General features: G+C 74.5%; 21 protein-coding genes. 5 read left to right on the plus strand and 16 right to left on the minus strand.

Translation table 11 applies throughout. The features are described 5' to 3' along the window. Positions 1-21: 21 nt before the first annotated feature. The 11 genes from AB0I29_RS03260 to AB0I29_RS03310 all read right to left on the minus strand — a co-directional run bounded on the left by AB0I29_RS03260 (position 22) and on the right by AB0I29_RS03310 (position 12,750). Complete coding sequence (locus AB0I29_RS03260; RefSeq protein ID WP_357478001.1) at positions 22-843, minus strand: CoA ester lyase; 822 nt, start codon at positions 841-843, stop codon at positions 22-24. Continuing rightward, positions 840-2,048 carry a CoA transferase gene (locus tag AB0I29_RS03265; RefSeq protein WP_285103821.1) on the minus strand — a complete coding sequence of 403 codons (1,209 nt, stop codon included), beginning with the start codon at positions 2,046-2,048 and terminating at the stop codon, positions 840-842. Before AB0I29_RS03265 ends, AB0I29_RS03260 begins: the two co-directional genes overlap by 4 nt. Further along, complete coding sequence (locus AB0I29_RS03270; RefSeq protein ID WP_357478006.1) at positions 2,045-4,105, minus strand: SUMF1/EgtB/PvdO family nonheme iron enzyme; 2,061 nt, start codon at positions 4,103-4,105, stop codon at positions 2,045-2,047. Before AB0I29_RS03270 ends, AB0I29_RS03265 begins: the two co-directional genes overlap by 4 nt. Continuing rightward, positions 4,102-5,034: a ribokinase gene (locus AB0I29_RS03275; RefSeq protein ID WP_357478008.1), complete on the minus strand. Its 933-nt coding sequence runs from the start codon at positions 5,032-5,034 to the stop codon at positions 4,102-4,104. Before AB0I29_RS03275 ends, AB0I29_RS03270 begins: the two co-directional genes overlap by 4 nt. Continuing rightward, entirely contained in the window at positions 5,031-6,407 is a 1,377-nt protein-coding gene (locus tag AB0I29_RS03280; RefSeq protein WP_357478011.1) for an ADP-ribosylglycohydrolase family protein, read from the minus strand. Before AB0I29_RS03280 ends, AB0I29_RS03275 begins: the two co-directional genes overlap by 4 nt. After that, on the minus strand, positions 6,404-7,573 hold the full coding sequence (locus tag AB0I29_RS03285) for an ADP-ribosylglycohydrolase family protein (RefSeq protein WP_357478014.1): 1,170 nt from the start codon (positions 7,571-7,573) through the stop codon (positions 6,404-6,406). Before AB0I29_RS03285 ends, AB0I29_RS03280 begins: the two co-directional genes overlap by 4 nt. A 39-nt stretch (positions 7,574-7,612) precedes the next feature. Next, positions 7,613-8,887, minus strand: coding sequence for a sugar ABC transporter substrate-binding protein (locus tag AB0I29_RS03290; protein WP_285103812.1), 1,275 nt, complete (start codon positions 8,885-8,887; stop codon positions 7,613-7,615). Between the two features lie 47 nt (positions 8,888-8,934). Continuing rightward, on the minus strand, positions 8,935-9,774 hold the full coding sequence (locus AB0I29_RS03295) for a carbohydrate ABC transporter permease (protein ID WP_357478018.1): 840 nt from the start codon (positions 9,772-9,774) through the stop codon (positions 8,935-8,937). A 4-nt stretch (positions 9,775-9,778) separates the two neighbouring features. Beyond that, positions 9,779-10,744: a sugar ABC transporter permease gene (locus AB0I29_RS03300; RefSeq protein WP_285103808.1), complete on the minus strand. Its 966-nt coding sequence runs from the start codon at positions 10,742-10,744 to the stop codon at positions 9,779-9,781. After that, positions 10,741-11,772 (minus strand): LacI family DNA-binding transcriptional regulator, encoded by a 1,032-nt coding sequence (locus AB0I29_RS03305; RefSeq protein WP_285103806.1) that lies wholly within the window; start codon positions 11,770-11,772, stop codon positions 10,741-10,743. The genes AB0I29_RS03300 and AB0I29_RS03305 overlap by 4 nt, the downstream gene beginning before the upstream one ends. A 264-nt stretch (positions 11,773-12,036) precedes the next feature. After that, on the minus strand, positions 12,037-12,750 hold the full coding sequence (locus tag AB0I29_RS03310) for a CGNR zinc finger domain-containing protein (RefSeq protein ID WP_285103804.1): 714 nt from the start codon (positions 12,748-12,750) through the stop codon (positions 12,037-12,039). 132 nt (positions 12,751-12,882) lie between these two features. Here AB0I29_RS03310 and AB0I29_RS03315 point away from each other — a divergent pair, with 132 nt between their 5' ends. From AB0I29_RS03315 to AB0I29_RS03330, 4 genes are read left to right on the plus strand one after another with little or no spacing between them, the layout of a single operon-like run. Next, positions 12,883-13,311, plus strand: a complete 429-nt coding sequence (locus tag AB0I29_RS03315) for a hypothetical protein (RefSeq protein ID WP_285103802.1) — start codon at positions 12,883-12,885, stop codon at positions 13,309-13,311. 50 nt (positions 13,312-13,361) lie between these two features. Further along, positions 13,362-13,805, plus strand: coding sequence for a VOC family protein (locus AB0I29_RS03320; RefSeq protein ID WP_357478023.1), 444 nt, complete (start codon positions 13,362-13,364; stop codon positions 13,803-13,805). Then, positions 13,802-14,035: a hypothetical protein gene (locus tag AB0I29_RS03325; RefSeq protein WP_285103799.1), complete on the plus strand. Its 234-nt coding sequence runs from the start codon at positions 13,802-13,804 to the stop codon at positions 14,033-14,035. Before AB0I29_RS03320 ends, AB0I29_RS03325 begins: the two co-directional genes overlap by 4 nt. Further along, positions 14,022-14,393, plus strand: a complete 372-nt coding sequence (locus AB0I29_RS03330) for a hypothetical protein (protein ID WP_357478027.1) — start codon at positions 14,022-14,024, stop codon at positions 14,391-14,393. Before AB0I29_RS03325 ends, AB0I29_RS03330 begins: the two co-directional genes overlap by 14 nt. Here AB0I29_RS03330 and AB0I29_RS03335 read toward each other — a convergent pair. The 5 genes from AB0I29_RS03335 to AB0I29_RS03355 all read right to left on the minus strand — a co-directional run bounded on the left by AB0I29_RS03335 (position 14,336) and on the right by AB0I29_RS03355 (position 18,621). Further along, entirely contained in the window at positions 14,336-14,983 is a 648-nt protein-coding gene (locus AB0I29_RS03335; protein WP_357478030.1) for a cytochrome b/b6 domain-containing protein, read from the minus strand. The two genes, AB0I29_RS03330 and AB0I29_RS03335, sit on opposite strands and share 58 nt — an antisense overlap. Beyond that, complete coding sequence (locus AB0I29_RS03340; protein ID WP_357478033.1) at positions 14,976-15,680, minus strand: molybdopterin-dependent oxidoreductase; 705 nt, start codon at positions 15,678-15,680, stop codon at positions 14,976-14,978. The genes AB0I29_RS03335 and AB0I29_RS03340 overlap by 8 nt, the downstream gene beginning before the upstream one ends. An 80-nt stretch (positions 15,681-15,760) precedes the next feature. Continuing rightward, on the minus strand, positions 15,761-16,954 hold the full coding sequence (locus AB0I29_RS03345) for an MFS transporter (RefSeq protein WP_357478036.1): 1,194 nt from the start codon (positions 16,952-16,954) through the stop codon (positions 15,761-15,763). After that, a complete protein-coding gene (locus AB0I29_RS03350) occupies positions 16,951-17,712 on the minus strand; it encodes a class I SAM-dependent methyltransferase (protein WP_357478039.1) in 762 nt (253 codons plus the stop codon). The genes AB0I29_RS03345 and AB0I29_RS03350 overlap by 4 nt, the downstream gene beginning before the upstream one ends. Before the next feature lie 9 nt (positions 17,713-17,721). Continuing rightward, positions 17,722-18,621, minus strand: a complete 900-nt coding sequence (locus tag AB0I29_RS03355) for a LysR family transcriptional regulator (RefSeq protein ID WP_285103787.1) — start codon at positions 18,619-18,621, stop codon at positions 17,722-17,724. 88 nt (positions 18,622-18,709) lie between these two features. Between AB0I29_RS03355 and AB0I29_RS03360 the strand changes: the two genes are divergently transcribed. Continuing rightward, positions 18,710-19,513, plus strand: coding sequence for an SDR family NAD(P)-dependent oxidoreductase (locus AB0I29_RS03360; RefSeq protein ID WP_285103785.1), 804 nt, complete (start codon positions 18,710-18,712; stop codon positions 19,511-19,513). Positions 19,514-19,541 lie beyond the last annotated feature (28 nt).

Here is a 19,541-nt window from a genome sequence, read left to right on the forward strand (position 1 = left end):
CTATCGAAAAACGATAGAAATCTATCGCTTCTCCCCCAGCTGCACCACCCACCGCGCCCGTTCCACCATCGCCACGTCGAGGAACGTCCCGTCCGTCAGGGCCACGGCACCCACACCCTCGGTGGCGGCCGCACCGACCCGCGCCAGCACCTCGCGCGCCGCGGTGACCTCCTCGGCCGAGGGCAGGAAGGCCGCCCGGATCGTGTCGAGCTGCCCCGGGTGGATCGCCGTCCGGCCGCAGAAGCCGAGCGCCCGCCCGGCCCGGCACGACGCCGCCAGCCCGTCCAGGTCCCGCACGTTCGTGAACGCCGACATCACCGGCGGCACCAGCCCCGCCGCCCGGGCCGCGACCACCACCCGGCTCCGCGCCCAGAGCAGTCCCTCCTCGCCGTCGACCCGCAGGTCGGAGCGCAGGTCCGCCTCCCCCAGCCCGATCGACCGCACCTGCGGCGACGCCGTCGCCAGCTCGAAGGCCCGCTCGACGCCGAGCGCCGACTCGACCAGCAGGTGCAGCGCCCGGCCGGGCAGCGCGGCCGCGAGGTCCCGCACCTCCGCGGCGGACTCCACCTTGGGCGCACGGGCGCCGACGGCGAGCGGCAGGGCCGCGAGCATCGCGACGTCGTCGGCGTGCCACCGGCTGCTGCCGTGGTTGATCCGCACCTGGACCAGACCGTCCGGCAGGCCCGCCAGCAGCCGGGCCGCGTTGTCCCGTGCCTCCGCCTTGTGCGACGGCGCGACAGCGTCCTCCAGGTCGACCAGCACCACGTCGGCGGCCGAGGCCAGTGCCTTGGCCACCCGGTCGGGCCGGTCGCCGGGCACGTAGAGCAGGGTCAGCGGCGTCATACCGCCCCCTCCTCCCGCAGCTCCGCCACGCGCTCGGCGGAAAAGCCCAGCTCCCCCAGCACCTCGTCCGTGTCCGCGCCGTGCGGCCGGCCCGTGAACTGGATGACGCCGTCGTTCTCCGAGAGCCGGAAGAGCGGCCCCTGCATGAGCATCGGCCCCAGCTCGGGGTCCTCGATCTCGTGGATCGTCCCGAGGGCCTGGAACTGGGGGTCGGCCACGATGTCCCGCGCGTCGTACACGGGGGCGACGGCGGCCTGGGCCTCCTCGAACGCCTTCACCACCTCGTCCCGGGTGCGCTCCGCGATCCAGCCGCCGACGGCGGCGTCGAGCTCGTCCGCGTGCCGCGCCCGGTCCACGCCACGCGCGAACCAGGGCTCGTCCACCAGCTCCGGCCGCCCGACCAGCCGCATCACCCGCTCCGCGATCGACTGCGCCGACGTGGAGACGGCCACCCAGTGCCCGTCGCTGGTGCGGTAGGTGTTGCGCGGCGCGTTGTTGCTCGACCGGTTGCCGGTCCGCGCCTGCACGGTCCCGAGCTGGTCCCAGCGCGTGATCTGCGGCCCGAGCATCGCGAGGATCGGCTCGACGATCGCGGTGTCCACGACCTGCCCCCGGCCGGTCCGGTCGCGCGCCGAGAGTGCCGTCATGATCGCGAACGCCGTGGCGAGCGACGCGACGCCGTCGGCCAGGCCGAAGGGCGGCAGCGTGGGCGGGCCGTCGGCCTCGCCGGTCATCGCCGCGAACCCGCTCATCGCCTCCGCGAGCGTGCCGAACCCCGGGCGCGTGCGGTACGGGCCGGTCTGCCCGAAGCCCGAGACCCGCGCGAGCACGAGGCGCGGGTTGCGCGCCGACAGCTCCTCGTAGCCCAGGCCCCAGCGTTCGAGCGTGCCGGGCCGGAAGTTCTCGATCACCACGTCGGCCCGCTCGGCCAGCGCGAGGAACACCTCGCGCCCGCCGTCCGAACCGAGGTTCGCCGTGACGGTGCGCTTGTTGCGCCCCAGCGTCTTCCACCAGAGGTTGACGCCGTCCTTCGCGGCCCCGTGCGTGCGCGACGGGTCGGCCTTGACCGGGTGCTCCACCTTGATCACGGACGCGCCCAGGTCACCGAGGTGCATCGCCGCCATCGGCCCCGCGAACAGCGTGGACGCGTCCACGACGCGCAGGCCGGCCAGGGCGCCGACCGCGGGATCGCGCGACACGCTCATGCCGACACCTCCCACGCGCACCGAAACCCCACCGTGGCGCTCCGGGCGAGCCCGAGGCCCGGGAGCAGCAGCTTCACCGAGTAGTCCGGCGCGTGCCGCCCGCCCTCGACGTACCAGTCGGAGTCCGCGGCGCGGTAGTCGCTGCCGCCCTTGAGCATGACGAACCGGGTGCGGCCGTCGCTGTGCTCGCTCTCGGTCCAGCTCCAGACGGCGACGCCGGGCCGCTCCACCCCGAAGGACGACGGCCGGGCCTCGCCCGCGAGCTGCCACTCGTCCTCCGTGGGCAGCCGCCCGCCGCGCCAGGCGCAGTAGGCGCGGGCGTCGTCGAGGTCGACGTACGTCACCGGCTCGTCCTCGGTACCCGCGGCCGGGCTCCCGTCGGACCAGTGCGCGAGGAACCGGTGCGGCTCGGCGGGCGCATAGCCCGTCGCGTCGAGGAACGCCGCGAACTGCGCGTTCGTCACCTCGGTCTCCGCGACCGCGACCGGCGTCGCGAGGACGCCGTCGCGCTGCAGCGTGCGCGCGTCATGCAGACGCGGCGGCAGCGGTTTCCACTCGTCCACGTACGGCGCGCCCTGGTACATCCCGGTCTCCCGCGCGCGGTAGCGCACGGTGAGCACGTAGTCGCCTGCGGGGACGACGACGGCGTCCGGCTCCGGGGTGCTCTTCGGCGGAGCCGCCCTGACAGACGTGTAACTCACCGGGGTGACCTGTGCGTCCGACACGCCGACGCGACGCGCCAGCCGGTGCGGGAACCGGGAGTCGGCGTCGTGCGGCATCCCGCGCAGCGCATCGAGCAGGTCCGGCAGCCAGGCCGGCTCGGCGGCGCCCGGAGAAAAGTGCAGCAGGGCCGCGATGCCGCGGCCGGGGACGACGACGCCTGCGGCGGCCGACGGCTCCGTGAGCTGCACCAGCCGGCCGGCCGCCCGCTCCGCGGCGTCCGCGGCCAGTACCGGCCCCGCGTAGTCGGCCTCACCCCGGTTCACCAGCGTCCACAGCGTGACGCCGTCCAGCGACCACCGCGACGCGTACACGCCCGCGGCCTCGGCCTCGTCGGAGAGCGGCGCCAGCGGCGTCCACTCGCCGTCGAGCAGCAGGTCGCCGGCGGCCCGCTGGACCGTGACGAGGCGGCGCGCGGTCGCGGCGTCCCGCCGGGACCACCCGACCCAGACGCCGAAGACGACCTCCCACACCATCACGCCCACGCCGTTCAGCCACGCGGACTGGAGCTCCTCGGAGTGGTCACGGTGCCAGCGCCGGACGTGATGCTGCATGTGCCGGCGCTCGTACCAGTGCGCCCGGAGCACGCCGGGCACCGGGGAGTCGGCGAAGAACTGCGCCCACGAGGAGGAGTGGTCCTCGATGCGCTCGACGGGCAGCTTGGACTCGCCCTCCAGCACGATCCCGGGCCGCGCCCCCTCCAGGCGCGCGACCAGCTCGGGCTCGGCCTTCTTCAGGGTGTCCAGGAAGACGCCGTCCGCCCCGAGCTCGCGCACGACCGCGGCGAGCTCCGTGAGGTCGTCCGCCCCGCGCCGCGTGCCGACGTCCCACGGGTTGTAGTCGACGAAGACGTGCAGGCCGGCGTCGTGGAACGTCGCCACGAGCGAGGCCAGGCCGGGCACGTCGCGGTAGAAGTCCCACTGGTTGCGGTCGTCCAGCCCGATCACCGGGTAGGCGTGCCACAGCACGACGGCGTCCAGCCCTCCGAACCGCTCCCGGGCGTCGGCGAGGAACCGCTCCGGCGTGAAACGCTCCTCCTCGAACGAGTAGAGCAGCTCGTCCCACAGCCAGACCTGGGCCACCGTGCTGCACCGCGCCGCCCACGCGGCCTCCGGGCGCGCGTACGCGGCGCCGGTGTAGCCGTGCCGGTCGCGGGCGTCGGACCGCCAGGCCCGCAGCGTCTCGCGCCACGCCGGGCGGTCGGCCGGGTCGGCGGGCCCGGAGAAGATCTTGGCCTGGTCGAGCGCCTCGCTCGCCTCCGGAGTCAGGGCCCCGGTCGCGACCTCGGTGGGCCGGTCGATCGGCCGCGGGACCAGGGGGTCGAACGTGTAGCTCATGATGCCTTTCCGAGAGTCTCTGCCAGCGCGACGACGTCGGCCGCGTCGGGCACGGCGTCCTGCGCCCCCGGCCGCGTGACGGCGAGCGCCCCGGCGGACCCGGCCAGGTGTGCCGCCCGCAGGAGGCCGGAGCCGGCCCGACCTGAGCCGGCCAGGGACGCCGCGAGCACGCCGCAGTACGTGTCACCGGCGCCCGTCGTGTCCACCGCCGCGACCTTCGCGGCCGGGACGCGGACGGCGTCCGCACCGCGCTCGGCCACCAGGCTTCCGGCCACGCCGAGGGTCACGACGACCGCCGGCACGCGGGCCAGCAGCGCGGCCGCGAGCTCCTCGGGGGTGGCGGCGCCGGAGCCCGCCCCCGCCAGGTCCGCCGCCTCGTGCTCGTTGACCACGAGCACGTCGAGCTGGTCCCACAGGGCGTCGGGCAGGTCGCGCGACGGCGCCGCGTTGAGCACGAACAGCGCGCCCGCGCGGCGTTCCCGGGCGGCCGCGATCACGGTGTCGAGCGGGATCTCGAGCTGCGCCAGGACGACGTCGGCGGCCGCGATCCGGCGGGCCTGCGCCGCGCCGACCCGCACCCGCGAGTTGGCGCCGGGCGCCACGACGATGGCGTTCTCGCCGTCGGGCGACACGGTGATCAGGGCCGTGCCGGTGGGGGCATCGACGCGTTCGACCGTGTCGGTCCGCACGCCCGCACCGGCGAGCGAGGCGAGCAGCAGCTCCCCGGACTCGTCCCGGCCCAGCGCCCCCACGAACGTGGTGTCGGCTCCCCCGGCCCGCGCCGCGGCGACGGCCTGGTTGGCGCCCTTGCCGCCCGGTGTGCGGCGCAGGTCGCCGCCCAGGATGGTCTCGCCGCCGGCGGGGTGCCGGGGCACGTCGACCACCAGGTCGACGTTCGCCGACCCGACCACCACGACCTGCCCGGTCATGCGGCACCTCCGGCGGGCTCCACCAGCGCCACGGTACGCGCCGCGAGGTCGGCGATGCGCTGCTCCCCGCCCGGCAGGGAGGTCGCGATGCGCCCGTCCAGGGGCGCGGTCCACCGCTCGCCGATCCCGTCGACGCCCAGAAGAGCCCCGGCCACGCCGCCCACGGTCGCCGCCGCCGAGTCCGTGTCCCAGCCCGCCGTGACGGCGATCGAGACGCTCGCCCCGAAGTCGCCCCGGCCCGCGGACAGCGCGAACGCGATGACGGCAGCGTTGTTCAGCGTGTGCACCCAGTGCAGGTGCCCGTACTCGGTGTGGATGCGGTCGAGCCCGGCACGCACGCCCGCCTCGCTCCCGTCGTTGTCGCGCCCGAGCGACCGGCCGAGCGCCACGGCGGCGGCCAGCCCGCTGCCTGGCGGTACGACGGCGTCCGCGGCGTCGAGCACGTCCTCGACGCTCTCGGCGACCATCGCGGCGGCGGCCAGCCCGGCCGCCCACATCGCCCCGTAGACCCCGTCGCGGGTGTGGCTGAGCCGGGCGTCGGCCCAGGCCAGCCGGGCCGCCCCGCGCACGTCGCCGGGCGAGACCCAGCCGAGCAGGTCGGTGCGGATGAGCGCGCCGATCCACTCGCGGAACGGGTTGTGGTGCGTGGCCGTCTCCGGCACGGGCACCGCGTCGAGGATGTTGCGGTAGGCAGCGCGCTCGGCGGTGAAGGTGCGCCCGGCGGGCAGGTTGTCCAGCCAGAGCTGCGCCACGTCGTCCGTGGTGAACCCGCGGCCGTGCCGCTCCAGGAGCGCCAGGGCCAGGATCGGGTAGTTGAGGTCGTCGTCCTCCGGCATGCCGTGGATGTTCTCCTCGAGCGACGTCGGTGCCGACCGGCGGTTCCACGGCCAGCGCGCCGCGACGTCGTCGGGCAGGCCGACGGCCGTGAACCAGCGGTCCAGCGGCCAGCGGCCGGTGGACCGCAGGATCTCCTCGATGCCCGCCCGCGGGATCTTCTCCACGGGCTTGCCGAGCAGGCAGCCCGCGGCCCGGCCGGTCCAGGCGCCCTGGACCCGGGCGGCGTAGGCGGCGTCCCCTCCGGCCGGGCGGCTCGGCAGCGACGGGGCGGGCGGGAGCAGGGCCTCGACGTCGTCCCACGTGGCCGGGGCCAAGGACGGCGCAGGCAGGGCGTCCAGCTCGTCCAGCAGGTCGCGCGCCAGTGCGCGCAGCGCCGGCGGCGCCGGCACCGGGCCGGCGCCGCTCACGGCCGGCGTCGGGTCGCCGCCCGCCGCGACCCAGCGGCCGCGGACGTCGGCGACGTCCTTGCCCTCGGCCGCCGACTGCACGAGCTCGTGCGCCAGCAGGTCCTCGGGCTGGGCCCAGGTCAGCCTCACGCGGGCTCACCCGCCCCGACGGCGTCGAGCGACGTCAGCCGGGCCAGCGCCCGCTCGCGGTCCGCCCGCAGGATGTCGCCCGCCGCGGACGCCATGAGGCGGCCCGTCTCGCGGACGTCCATCTGGCTGGCGGTCTCGATCTGGTCGAGCCACTCGGCGGGCACCACGCCGCTCCCGCCCAGCCCGGCGGCCACGGCGCCCGCCATGACGGCGATCGAGTCGGCGTCCCGGCCGTAGTTCACGGCGGCCAGCACGGAGCCGCGGTAGTCGCCGCGGTGCCCGAGCAGGAGCCCGAGCGCCACCGGCAGCTCCTCGATCGACTTGGTGCGCGAGGGCCGGCGGGCGTCCATCGACATCTGCCGGTACTCCGCGCCGACCGAGTCGTACGGGGCCACGACCTCCCGCACGAGGCGCGCGAGCTTGCGCTCCTCGTCGTCGGTCGTGGGCGGCTCAGGCCAGCCGGACAGGGCGTCCACGACGGCCCGGAGCGCGGCCGCCGTCCCGTCGTGCGCCACGTCCAGCGCGGTGGCCACGACGTCGTCCAGCGTGGCGCCCGGGGCGACCGAGGCCGCGACCATCGCCGCGAAGACCCCGGCCGCCTCGCGGCCGTAGCTGGACTGGTGGGCGCCCGTGAGGTCGATCGCCTCGGCGTAGGCGGCGCGGGGGTCGCCCGCGTTCACCAGCCCCACGGGCGCGGCGTACATGGCCGCCCCGCAGTTGACCACGTTGCCCACGCCCGCCTCGCGCGGGTCCACGTGTCCGTAGTGCAGCCGGGCCACGAGCCACTTCTCGGCGAGGAACACCCGCTGGAGCAGCAGCGCCGTCGACTCGAGCTCGGGGATCCACCGCGGCTCCCCGATCATCAGCGGCACCAGGTCCTCGGCCATCGCGTAGGCGTCGAGGTGCGCACGCCGCTTGGCGTACACCTCCACCAGCGCCCTGGTCATGAGGGTGTCGTCCGTGATGTGCCCGTCGCCCTTGTGGTACGGGGCGATGGGGCGCGCGTCGCGCCAGTTGGGGTACCAGGGCCCGACGATGCCGCGCACGCGGCCCCCGTGCCGCTCCTCGATCTGTTCCGGTGTCCAGCCCTCGGTCGCTCCACCGAGGGCGTCCCCCACTGCGGCACCGGTGATCACGGCCACCGACCGGTCCTCTAACCAGCTCACGGCTACGCTCCTTGTTCGTTCCTACGTCGCTTGCGTCAGTTACTGCGTGATCTCGTCCCAGCCGCTCGTGAGCTGGTCGGCGAGCTCCGTCTCGTCCGTCTCCTGCGCCAGGTAGCGCTGGTAGGCGGGCGTCGCCACGGTGTCCTTCCACTGCGCGTACGAGTCCGCGAAGAGGTACGGGGCGGCCGTGAAGTTCTGGCCGGAGGCCAGGATCGTGCTCCAGCCGTTCTCGTCGCCGAGCTTCTCCGTCAGGGCCTCCTGGGCCGACGTCGTCGCCGGGATCAGGGCGTCCGCCTCGTTCAGCGCGGCGAGGTGCTCCGTCTGCGTGAAGAACTCGATGAACTCCGCGGACTCCTCGACGTGCTCGGAGTCGATGTTGACCGACAGCGTCTGCGGGTTGGCCGCCTGCTGCGGGCCCTCGGGGCCGGCCAGCGGGGGCAGCGCCACCCAGTCGAGGTCCTCCGGCGCGTCCTTGGCGATGTTCGCGGCCTGGTAGGAACCCTGCACGGTCATCGCCGTCTGCCCGGCGTAGAACGAGGCGATGGCCTCCGAACCCGACTGCGTCAGGGTGACCGGCAGGATCGACTTGTCGTCGTAGGCCATGCCGTGCACCAGCTCGGGCAGCGCCATCTCGCCCTCGCCGACGGTCAGGTCGGCGTCCTCGCCCGTGCCGGTGATGTAGGTGCCGCCGAACCCGGGGGCCAGCGCCATGAACGCCGCCGTGGGGCTCGACAGGCCCCAGCCGAGGCCGTAGACGTCGCCCTTCGTGGTCGCCTTCGCGATCTCGCGCAGCTCGTCCCACGTCATCGTCTCGCCGGTCGGGATCTCCACCCCGGCGTCCTCCAGCAGCGTGCGGTTGGCGAACACCACGTACGACTGCAGCTCGGTCGGGTAGGCGATCACCTGGTCGTCGACGGTCACGGAGTCGAGCACGCCCTCGGGGATGTCCGCACGGCGCTCGTCCGACATGAGGTCGGTGAGGTCGGCCAGGTAGCCGTCGCGGGCGAACGAGACGATGCTCGCCGCCTCGTAGTGGATGATGTCGGGCGCGGCGCCGCCGTTGAACTGGGTGATGAGCTTGTCGTAGACGCCGTCCCAGCCCGCCGGGACGATCTCGACCTGGACGTCGGGGTTGGCCGTGTTCCAGTCCTCGACGATCGACTCGGTCGCGGCGATCGCGGCCGGCTGGTCGGACAGCGCCTGGAACTTCAGCGTGACCGGGCCGTCGTCGCCGGCGTCCCCGCTGCCGCAGGCGGCGAGCAGGAGGGTGGTGGTCGTGAGGCATGCAGCGATGAACACTCCACGAGACTTCATGGGTCTGCCTTTCGGATAGGTGGTGCTGGTGTGGCCGTGGGGGCTGGTCATCCCTTGACCGCCCCGGCCATGAGGCCGCCGGTGAGCTTCTTCTGCATGATCGAGAAGAAGACGATGCTGGGTATCGCGGCGAGCACGGAGCCCGCCGCCAGGGGGCCGAGCGCGACCTTGCCCTCGCCGCCGATGAACGTCGACAGGGTGATCGGCAGGGTGTAGTTCTCGGGCGACTGGAGCAGCACGAGAGCGAAGAAGAACTCGTTCCAGGACGAGACGAAGCTGAACATCGCGGTGGCGACGACGCCGGGGGCGAGCAGCGGGAAGACGATCCGGCGCAGCACCACCAGGCGGCTGCCGCCGTCCAGCGACCCGGCCTCCTCCAGCTCCACCGGGATCGCGGCGACGTACCCCTGCAGCATCCACAGCGCGAACGGCAGCGTGTACGTGGTGTGCACGAGCGTGAGCCCCACCAGGCTGTCCGTCAGGCCGATGGTCCGCAGGATGAGGAACAGCGGCAGGATCACGAGGATCACGGGGAACACCTGGCTCACCAGGATCCAGCCGACGCCGGCCGCGCGGATCGCCCCCTTGAGCCGCGCGAGCACGTACGACGCGGGCAGCGCGACGAGGATGACGAGCGCGGTGGACGCGAGCGCGACGATCGCGCTGTTGGCCGAGGACCGCACGAGGCCCTGCCGGGCCAGGGCCTCCGAGTAGTTCTCCCAGTGCCACTCCTGCGGAAGCAGGTTCACGACCAGGGAGTTGAGCTCCCCGGACGACTTCACCGAGGCCGACAGCAGCCACAGCAGCGGGAACCCCAGGAAGATGATGTAACCGGCCAGCGCCACGTACTGGGCGGGGCGGACCATCTGCCGGGCAATGACGCGCATCGACTCAGCCCTCCTTCTTCGTCTTCTCGGCGCGGTCGTCACGGAACTGCGACCGCAGGTAGAGCGCGAGGAGGAGCACGACCACCACGACGAGCACCACGCCCATCGCGGCGGCGTAACCGATGTTCCGGTTCTTGAACGCCTCCAGGTAGGTGAACAGCATCGGCAGCATGGTGCGGCCGCCGGGCCCGCCCTCGGTCAGCACGTAGACCAGCGAGAACGAGTTGAAGTTCCAGATGAAGTTGAGCGACGTGATCGACGTGACGATCGGCCGCAGGCTCGGCAGCGTGACCGCCCAGAACCGGCGCCAGGCCCCGGCGCCGTCCATCGCGGCGGCCTCGTGCAGCTCCTGCGGGATCTGCTGCAGCCCGGCGAGCAGCGTCACCGTGGTCTGGGGCATGCCCACCCACACGCCGACGACGATGACGGCGGGCAGCGCGGTCGAGAAGTCGGCGAGCCAGTTGATGTCGTCCGGCAGACCCACCGAGCCGAGGAACGCGTTGAGCGGCCCCGCGTTCGGCGAGTAGATCATCTTCCACATGATCGCCACGACCACGGGCGGCATCGCCCACGGGATCAGGGCGAGCACCCGGGTGAGCCCCTGCAGCCGCAGACCGGAGTTGAGCAGCAGGGCCAGGCCCAGGGCGGCGACGAGCTGGAGCAGCGTCACCGAGACGGCCCACACCATGCCGATGCGGAACGAGTCCCAGAAGAACGAGTTGCCGGCCAGCCGCACGAAGTTGTCGACGCCGACGAACTGGTAGTCGGGCCGCCGCACGAGCTCCGCGTCGGTGAACGCGAGCAGCACGCCCATGAGCAGCGGCGCGACGGACAGCACGAGGATCGGCAGCAGCGACGGCATCACCAGTGCGGCGGCCTCGCGGCGTCGGGCGCGGTCCATGCCCGTGGGGCCGCGGCGGCGCCCGGACCGGGGCGTCGACGGCGGCCGGGGCGAGGCGAGGACGGTCATCGGGCACTCTCTTCCTGGGCTGTGGACTCGCGCACGAACAGGCGCGGCCCGATGGCGATCTGCTGGGCGGGCTCGGCGCCGTCGTCCACCCGGTCCAGGACCAGCCGGGCGGCGGCGGCGCCACGCTCCGCGGACCCGAGCGAGACGCTGGTCAGGCTCGGCTGGAAGACGCGGCCGATCTCCGTGTCGTCCATCCCGGTGACGGCGAGCGCGCCGGGCACCGAGAGCCCCAGCTCCCGGGCGGCGCGGACGACGCCGATGGCGAGCAGGTCGTTGGCCGCGACGACGGCGTCGAACGGCCCCGCCGCGGGGGTGCGGGACAGCAGCCGGCGCGCGGCGGCGAGCCCGGCGGCGACCGTGAAGTCGTCGGCCCGCTCGGTCTCGGCGTGGTCCCCGGTGAACGCCGGGCCGCTCGTGGCGGCGTCGAACCCGCGCTGGCGGGCGGCGCCCGGGGTGGTGTCGAGCGGTCCGTTGACGAACCCGATCCGGCGGCGGCCGATCTCCAGGAGGTGGGCGACGGCCTGGCCGAGGCCCGCGGCCGAGTCCGTGGAGACGGAGTCGATGCCCTGCTGCTCGAGCGAGCGGCCGATGACGACGACGGGGACGGGCGCCTCCCGGATCGCGTCGACGAGCGCGTCGTCGGTGCGCAGCGGGCTGACGATCAGGCCGTCGACGAACCCGCTGCCGAGGCTGCGGACCAGGTCGACCGTGGAGGCGACCGTGTGCCCCGTGGACATGACGACCACGCGGTACCCGTGCGGGGCGAGGACCTCGTGGATCGCGGTGAGCATCTCGACGTAGACGGGGTTGCCGATGTCGGCGACGGCGAACGCGACCTGGAAGGTCCGCTTCATCCGCAGCGACCGGCCGATCGCGTCCGGGCTGTAGCCGAGCTCGGCGGCGGCGGCGCGGACGCGGTCCACCATCTTCTGGCTGGCGCCCGTGCCGTGCAGCGCCCGCGAGGTCGACGCCAGCGACACCCCGGCGCGCTCGGCCACCTGGATGAGGGTGGCGCGTGATGACGACACTGTCACTCCACTTCGTCGTGAGGTCCTGCCCTGTGCCTGACCCAGCAGATTTGGAAACGTTTCCAGTTTCCAGCCGGATGCACACTGGAAACGTTTCCGGTGATGGGCGCCAGTGTTGCACCGGCGCGGGCGGGCCGTCAAGCGGCCCCCGACGGCCCAGGTCAGAGGTGCGCTTCTACCCAGTCATTCGGCCCGGAATACGGTCGCTTTCGGGCCAGATGACTGGGTAGAAGCGCACTTCGGACGGAGCGGGGTCGGGCGGGGTCAGGCGTGGGTCGTCGACGGCGCCGACGACGCCGGGGCGGTGCGGTGGCGGGAGCGGTAGGCCGAGACCTTGACCCGGTTGCCGCACGTGCGCATGGCGCACCACTCGCGACGGTGCCCGCGCGAACGGTCGAGGTAGACCTGGGTGCACTCAGGGCGGCCGCACTCGCGCAGGAGTGCGGCGTCCGGGCCGCCCAGGATCTCGACGGCCTCGCGGGCGACGGCGGCCAGGCCCTGTGCGGCCGTGCCGGTGCGACGGATGCTCGCGGCGCCGTTGCCGACCGCGGCCGCGTCGCCGACGCCTCCGTCGCCGACATCCAGCCGCACCGTGACCGGCGGCTCCGCGGCGTACCGGTTGAGAACCTCGACGGCCGCGGCGAGCGCTGCCGGGCCCGTGGGAGCCACCTCGGCGTGCCCGACCGGACCAGACTGCCCGGCCAGGTCCGACGCCGCGGCGGAAGCCGCGGCCGCGAGCGCCGCGCGTCCGCCGAGTCGTTCCTCGACGAGCGCGTACAGCGACTCGCGCAGCTCCAGGGCCGCCGCCAGGTCGGCCTCGTCGGCGTGCGGGGCGGCGTCGAACATCCCCGACTCGACGAACCAGTCGTCGAGGAGCTCGGGCGTGCCGAGCTTCTCCGCGGGGACCGGGTTGCGGCGGGCGCGCAGCGTGCCGAGGAAGTCGAGCGCGAGCGTTCCGCAGGGGAAGGCGTGGTTCACGTAACCATTCTGGCCGGTGACCGGGTGACGCACAAGTCCGCGTAACCAGTTTGACGGGTTACGCAACCTGTGCCACAGTTCTGATCATCGCAGTAACCGCTCAAAGTGGTTACACAACCGAGGAGCCTGACCATGACCGCCGTTCGTTTTCACCTCGACTCCACGCTCGCCCCCGAGGCCGCCATGCGGGTGCTGACCGACTTCAGCCCCGCCCGCGCCGAGGCCTGGCCCACGATCGACGCCGACCACCTCACGGTCCACGCCCAGGGCGACAACTGGGCGGAGGTCACCGAGGGCACCGCGGCCGCCTGGGAGAGGGCCCGCTACGAGTGGGACGACGAGCGCGGCCGCGTCGACATCACGACACTGGACTCGAAGGTGTTCGGACCCGGCGGTGGCTGGGTCTTCCAGGTCTCCCCCGCCGGGGACGGCAGCCGCATCGACGTCGAGCTGACCCGCCGGCCCCAGACCTTCCAGCGCAAGCTGCTCGCCGCCCTGCTGCCCCTCGTGGGCCCCGCCTCCCTCAGCAAGTCCTTCGCCGGTCCGCTGTCGGCCAAGTGACCCCCGAAGACCCCTACCGCCGCACCACCCACCTGGAATCGGAGAACACCATGGAACTCAAGCTCGAGGTCGTCGTCCTGCCCGTCGCCGACGTGGACCGCGCCAAGGCTTTCTACGCGGGGCTCGGCTGGCGTCTCGACGCCGACTTCGCCACCGAGCGCGGCCTGCGCGTCGTGCAGCTCACGCCGCCCGGGTCCGCCGCGTCGATCATCTTCGGCGAGCACCTGACCGACGCGGCGCCGGGCTCCGTGCGGGGCCTGCACCTCGTGGTCACGGACCTCGCCGCGGCGCGCGCCGAGCTCGTCGGGCATGGCGCCGACGTCAGCGAGGTCTGGCACGACCAGGACGGCGTCTTCCACTGGGCCGGCACCGCGAACCGCGTGCCGGGGCCGCACCCGGACCACGACAGCTACGCGTCGTTCGCGTCGTTCGCCGACCCCGACGGCAACGAGTGGGTGCTCCAGCAGATCATCGACCGCCTCCCGGGCCGATGAGCACCACCGGCGACCCGAGGTCCAACGAGATCCTGCTCGACCTGCTCAGGCAGGCGGCGACGGCGCACGGCGTCCACGAGCAGGAGGAGCTGGGCGGCGTGTACGACGAGGGCTGGCCCGAGTGGTACGCCGAGCACATGACCCGGACCCTCGCGGAGCAGGGCTACCGCATCGTCCCGGCCGACGCGGTAGCCGACCCGGCCGAAGGAGCCGACGATGGCCCGGTCTGACGACCCCGGGGCGCTCGACCGCTCCGAGCGGCTGCTGAGCTCCGCCCCGCCGCACACCGTCGAGCAGGTCCACGTCGCCGCCTTCGAGCGGCTCACCCCGGCGGAGCGGGAGGCCGTGTTCGACCGGCTCTCCCGCACCGCCGAGCCGCCCGCCGACCCGTCCGCCGCCGCCCTGGGCCGGGCGGCGGCGCGGGCCGAGGGCGGGCGGCGCGGCGCACTGGCCCAGGCACTCGGCACGGACGCGGCGGGAGCGGCCCTGAGCAGCGCCGTGAGCGCCGCGATCCTCGGCGCGGTGGCCGCCTACGCGGCGTCGTCCGCGGCCTGGGAGGCCTGGAGCGCCGAGGGTGACGAGCTCTGACCGAGCCAGAGCGCGTGCTCCCGCGCCGCCCATGACCGCCGGACGGCCCCGGTGCGCATTCCGCGCCGGGCCTCCGGGTCGGCGATCGCCTTGAGGATGTGGCCGGCGACGACGACCACGAGGGCGTAGGCGACGACGTCGTGCACGAGCACGACGCCGGCCCGCAGCACGACGTCGAACGCGAACTTGAACCACAGCAGCAGGCCGGTGCCGAGCATGACCAGGACGGCGCCGGCGAGCCAGGAGGCCCAGACCTTCTGGCCGGCGTTGAACTTGCCCGCGAACCGGCCACGGTGCGCGTCGGACGAGCGGAGGCTCGCGAGCCACCGGCGGTCGTGCTCAGCGAAGTGGTCGAGGCTGCGCAGGTCGGCCCGGAACGGGCCCGACCACAGGCCGAGCAGGGCCGGCACGGGCAGCAGGAGCCCGGACCACTCGTGGACGGTCTCGACGAGGAGCCGCCGGCCCACGAGCTGCGCGACCGGCGCCACGTAGAGCGCGACCGCGGTGAGCAGGCAGACCAGGAACAGCAGCCCGGTCGCCCGGTGCACGGCCCGCTCGGCGGGGCTGAAGCGGAGCACGCGCTCAGGCACCGACGGGCTCCTCGCCGGGCAGCCAGCCGTCCACGGGATAGCCGTAGTCCTCCCAGTAACCCTGTTGGACCTGGCTGGTGACCTCGATCCCGGAGAGCCACTTGGCCGACTTGTAGAAGTACATCGGCGCCACGAAGAGCCGCACCGGGCCGCCGCTGTCGTGCGGCACGGGCTCGTCGAACATGCGCAGCGCGACCAGCACGTCCGCCCGGCGCGCCTGCTCCAGCGTGAGGCTCTCGGAGTAGGCGCCGTCGAAGCAGGTGAACCGCACCGCGGCGCCCTCGTCCCGCACCCCGGCCGCGTCGAGCAGGTCCCTCAGCAGGACGCCGGTGAACGGTACGTCGTCGACCTGCCAGCCGTCCGTGCAGACGGCGTCGTGCACCACCGTGTGCTGGGGCAGCGCCGCGAGCTGGTCGAGCGTGTACGTGGCGGGCCGGTCCACCAGCCCGCCGACGGTGAGCCGGTAGCTCGTCGCGTCCTGGCGCGGCACGGAGCCGACGACGCTGAAGTAGCGGAACCCGCGGTCGTCCGGCACCGCCGCCGGCGCGACCCGGGACAGGGCCTGACTCACCCCGTCCCGCACCGCGGGTCCCACGGCGACGCCCGCGGCTCCCAGGCCGAGCATCGCCAGCACGATCCGGCGGCCCACCGGCCGCCCGGGCCCGACGGCGTCGCCGGGCAGTCCTTTGTCGATCATGCCGCCCACCCTCGCCCGGCCGGGCCGGGCGGCGGACCAGGGTGCGGCACTGGTCCGCACCCTGGTGCGGGCGGCCGCGCCTAGACGGTCCGCCGGCCCGCGCCCACCAGGGTGACGACGGCGACGACGGCGCACAGCACCGCGGTCGTCAGCAGCCCGACCGCGAAGCTCGTGCCGGCCGCGATGAAGCCGACCACGAGCGAGCCGAGCCCGGTGCCGGTGTCGAAGCCGATGTTCCAGACGGCGCTGGCGACGCTGCGCTCCCGGTCGGGCACGGCCGCGAACGCGCTGACCAGCGTGAGGTTCTGCAGGCTGCCGTAGGAGATGCCGACGACGGTCATACCCACGATCAGCCCCACGGCGCCGGGGCCCGAGCCGGTGATCGACCAGGCGCACAGCACGAGGCCCGCGGCGCAGAGCGCCAGCAGCGGCGGGACGAACCGGCGCGGCCCGTGCCGGTCGGCCAGGCCGCCCACCAGCCAGCGGGACAGGGCCGCCGCGACGGTGAGGCCGAACAGCCCGGCCATCGCCACGAGCGCGCCGTACCCGAGCTGCGGGGCGAACGTGAGCAGCGCTCCCCCGGGCGTGGTGACGGCCAGCAGCACGAGCGAGGGCAGCGCCAGCGCGAGGAGCATGCGGGCGCGGCTGGGGTGGGGCGCGCCGACGACGCCGGGGGTACCGGCCCCGGTCAGGTCGTCCAGCCGCCGCCCGAGGGCCACCGCGAACGGCACGGCGAGCGCGGGCAGGGCCCCGAGGACGAACACCACCCGGAAGCCGACGGACTCGGCGACCCAGGCGGCGCTCGGCGTGAGGAACACCTGGGGCGCCGCGACCGCGAGGCCGTAGACGCCGATCGCGCGGCCGCGCCGGGAGACGTCGACTAGCTCGGCGATCGCCGTCGCGCCGCAGACCGTCACCACCGCGAACCCGGCGCCGCGCACGGCCGACGCCGCGAGGATCCACCCGAGCTGGTCGGTGAGCAGGAACGCCAGGGACGGGAGCCCGAGCAGCAGCACCCCGGCCACCAGCGTGGTGCGCCAGCCGAGCCGGCGCAGCGCCCAGGGCACCGTCGTCTGGAACGCGACGGTGGCGAGCATGAGGACGGCGTTCACCAGCCCCGCGCCGCCCTCGTCGGCGCCGCCGTGGGTGGCCCACAGGGGCGCCGTCGGCAGCAGGAGCGCGTACCCGGCGAAGCCGAACAGCGACATCCACACCAGGGCCCGGACCCCGGGCACCCGCAGGACGGGCTGGTCCGGGTCGGTCGGGGCGCTCACGTGGACCTCGGGCACCGGGCCACCGCCCAGCGGAAGGCGTTCAGCAGGCGGTAGCTGCCGTCCGGACGGCGGAACGGAGTCGCGGCCTCGACCACCACCGGCGCGAGCTCCGCGACCGTCGCGTCGCCCTCACCGAACAGGATGCCGCGCACCAGGTCGTTCGCGTCCCGGGCGGTCCACGGGACCGGCACCACACCGTGGTCGAGCACCGCCCAGCCCGCGTCTGCGAGCACGGCGGCGAGCCCGCCCGGCAGGCGCAGCGGGCCGTCCTCGGGCGGTTCCTCGTCGTCGGCCTCCGCGAGCGCCACGTTGATCACGTCCAGGTCGTTCCGGGTCCGGTCGGCCCAGCCGGCCAGCCCGACGACGCCGTCCGGCGTCAGCACGCGGGCGATCTCGGCCAGGGCGTCGGCGACGTCGTCGGCGAACTGGACCGCGTTCACGGCGAGCACGGCGTCGAAGGCGCCGTCGTCGAACGGGAGGTGCTCGGCCTCGCCGAGGCGTACGTCCGCGCCCACGGCGCGGGCCCGCGCGAGCTCGACCATCCGGGTCGCCGGGTCGGCGCCGCCGGCCCGCGCGCCCTGGTCCTGGAGGTGTTCGAGCAGCTCACCGCTGCCGCAGCCGACGTCGAGCACCCGGCTGCCCGGCCCGATCCCCGCCGCGTCCAGGAGCGGAGCCCAGACCGGGCGCGCGAAGGTGCCCCAGTACCGGCCCCAGTCGTCGGCGACGGCGGACCAGGGGTCGTCGGGCGCGGCGGGCATGCCGCGAGACTAGCCCAGCCCGCCGGCGACCTCCCGGAGCGCCCTCACCACGGCGTCCACGCCCGCCGGGCGGTCCGGGCGGGTGACGGCGACCGCCGCGCGGCCGAGCCACGCCGGGTCGTCGACCCGGACCGTCACGACGTCGGCCGGGATCCCGGGGACGACGAGCTCGGGCACCGTGGTGACGCCCAGCCCGGCGGCGACCAGGCCGAGGCGGGCGGGCCACTCGCGCACCGCGTGCACGACCCGGGGCGCGGGCAGCGTGGGCCAGGCGCCGAACTGCGGGTCGCCGCGCAGGCCCGTGCCCACGATCCACTCCTCCTCGGCCAGCTCCGCGACCGGAACCTGGTCCCGGCCGGCGAACCGGTGGTCGCTCGACACCGCGACCAGGGAGCGGCCGTCCGCGAGGTGGTCGCGGCGCAGCCCGTCGAGGTCGTAGGCGGGCAGGTCGGCGCCCATGCCGATGACCGCCACGTCGATGCGCCCCGCGCGGAGCTGTTGCAGCTGGGTGGGGGTCGACGCCTCGTGCAGGTCGACCGCCAGGCCCGGGTGCCGCTCCCGTACGACGGCGACGGCGCGCGGCGCGAGCACCCACGTCGCCGTCGGGAAGGCGCCGAGCACCACCCGGCCGCCCAGGGTGTCGCTCAGCCCCGCGAGGTCCTTGCCGACGGCGTCCAGCTCGGCGAGGACCACCGCGGCCCGGCGCGCCACGAGCGTGCCCGCCGGGGTGGGCGCCACGCCGCGCGCGCCGCGCACGAACAGGGGCACGCCCGCGGCCGCCTCGGCAGCGGCGACCTGGCGGGACACCGCGGACTGGGTGTACCCGAGCAGGTCGGCGGTCGCGGTGAAGGACCCGGTGCCGACGACGGCGTGGACCACCCGGAGCGCGGTGACGGTGAGCTCGGCCATGCGCCCATCATGAGCCATGCGGTGAGCGCATGTCTTGTGTGCCGAAGAGTCGCTGGTGGAATGGCTTGGCTCGCCGCACGATGGAGGCATGCACACCACATGGTTCATCACCGGAGCAGCCAAGGGTCTCGGTCGCGTGTGGGCCGAGGCCGCCCTCGAACGCGGCGACCACGTCACCGCCACCGCGCGGGACGTCACCGCGCTGGAGCCGCTCACGAGCAAGTACGGCGAGGCCGTGCTGACCGTCCCCCTCGACGTCACCGACCGGTCGGCCGTGCTGGCCGCCGTCGACCGCGCCGTCGAGCGCTTCGGACGGCTCGACGTGGTCGTCAACAACGCGGGCTACGGCCAGGTCGGCATGGTCGAGGAGGTGACCGAGCAGGAGCTGCGCGCCCAGCTGGAGACCAACTTCTTCGGCACGGTCTGGGTCACCCAGGCGGTCCTGCCGGTCCTGCGCGCGCAGGGGTCCGGCCGCATCCTCCAGGTCACCAGCGAGGGCGGCGTGCGCGCCTTCCCGGGGTTCGGCGCCTACCACGCGTCCAAGTGGGCGGTGGAGGGCCTGTCCGAGGCCCTGGCGCAGGAGGTGGCGCCGTTCGGCATCCATGTCACGAACGTCGAGCCGGGCCCGTACGCGACGGGGTTCGGCGCCGGGCTGCGCGCCAGCGCCGAGCACCCGGACTACGCCGAGGCGCGGGTCGCCACGGCGCCCGAGTTCGAGCTCGGGGACCCGCGCGCCACGCGCGCCGCGCTGCTGCGGATCGTCGACGCCGAGCGGCCGCCGCTGCACGTCTTCCTCGGCAAGCCGCTCGCCGACGTCGAGCAGATCTACGCCGAGCGCCTGCGCACCTGGCGCGAGTGGGAGCCGGTCGCGCTGGGGGCGTTCGGGGCCTGAGCCCCGAACGCCTCCGGGCGGTGCGGGC

Source organism: Promicromonospora sp. NPDC050262, assembly GCF_040655935.1.
GTDB lineage: Bacteria > Actinomycetota > Actinomycetes > Actinomycetales > Cellulomonadaceae > Promicromonospora.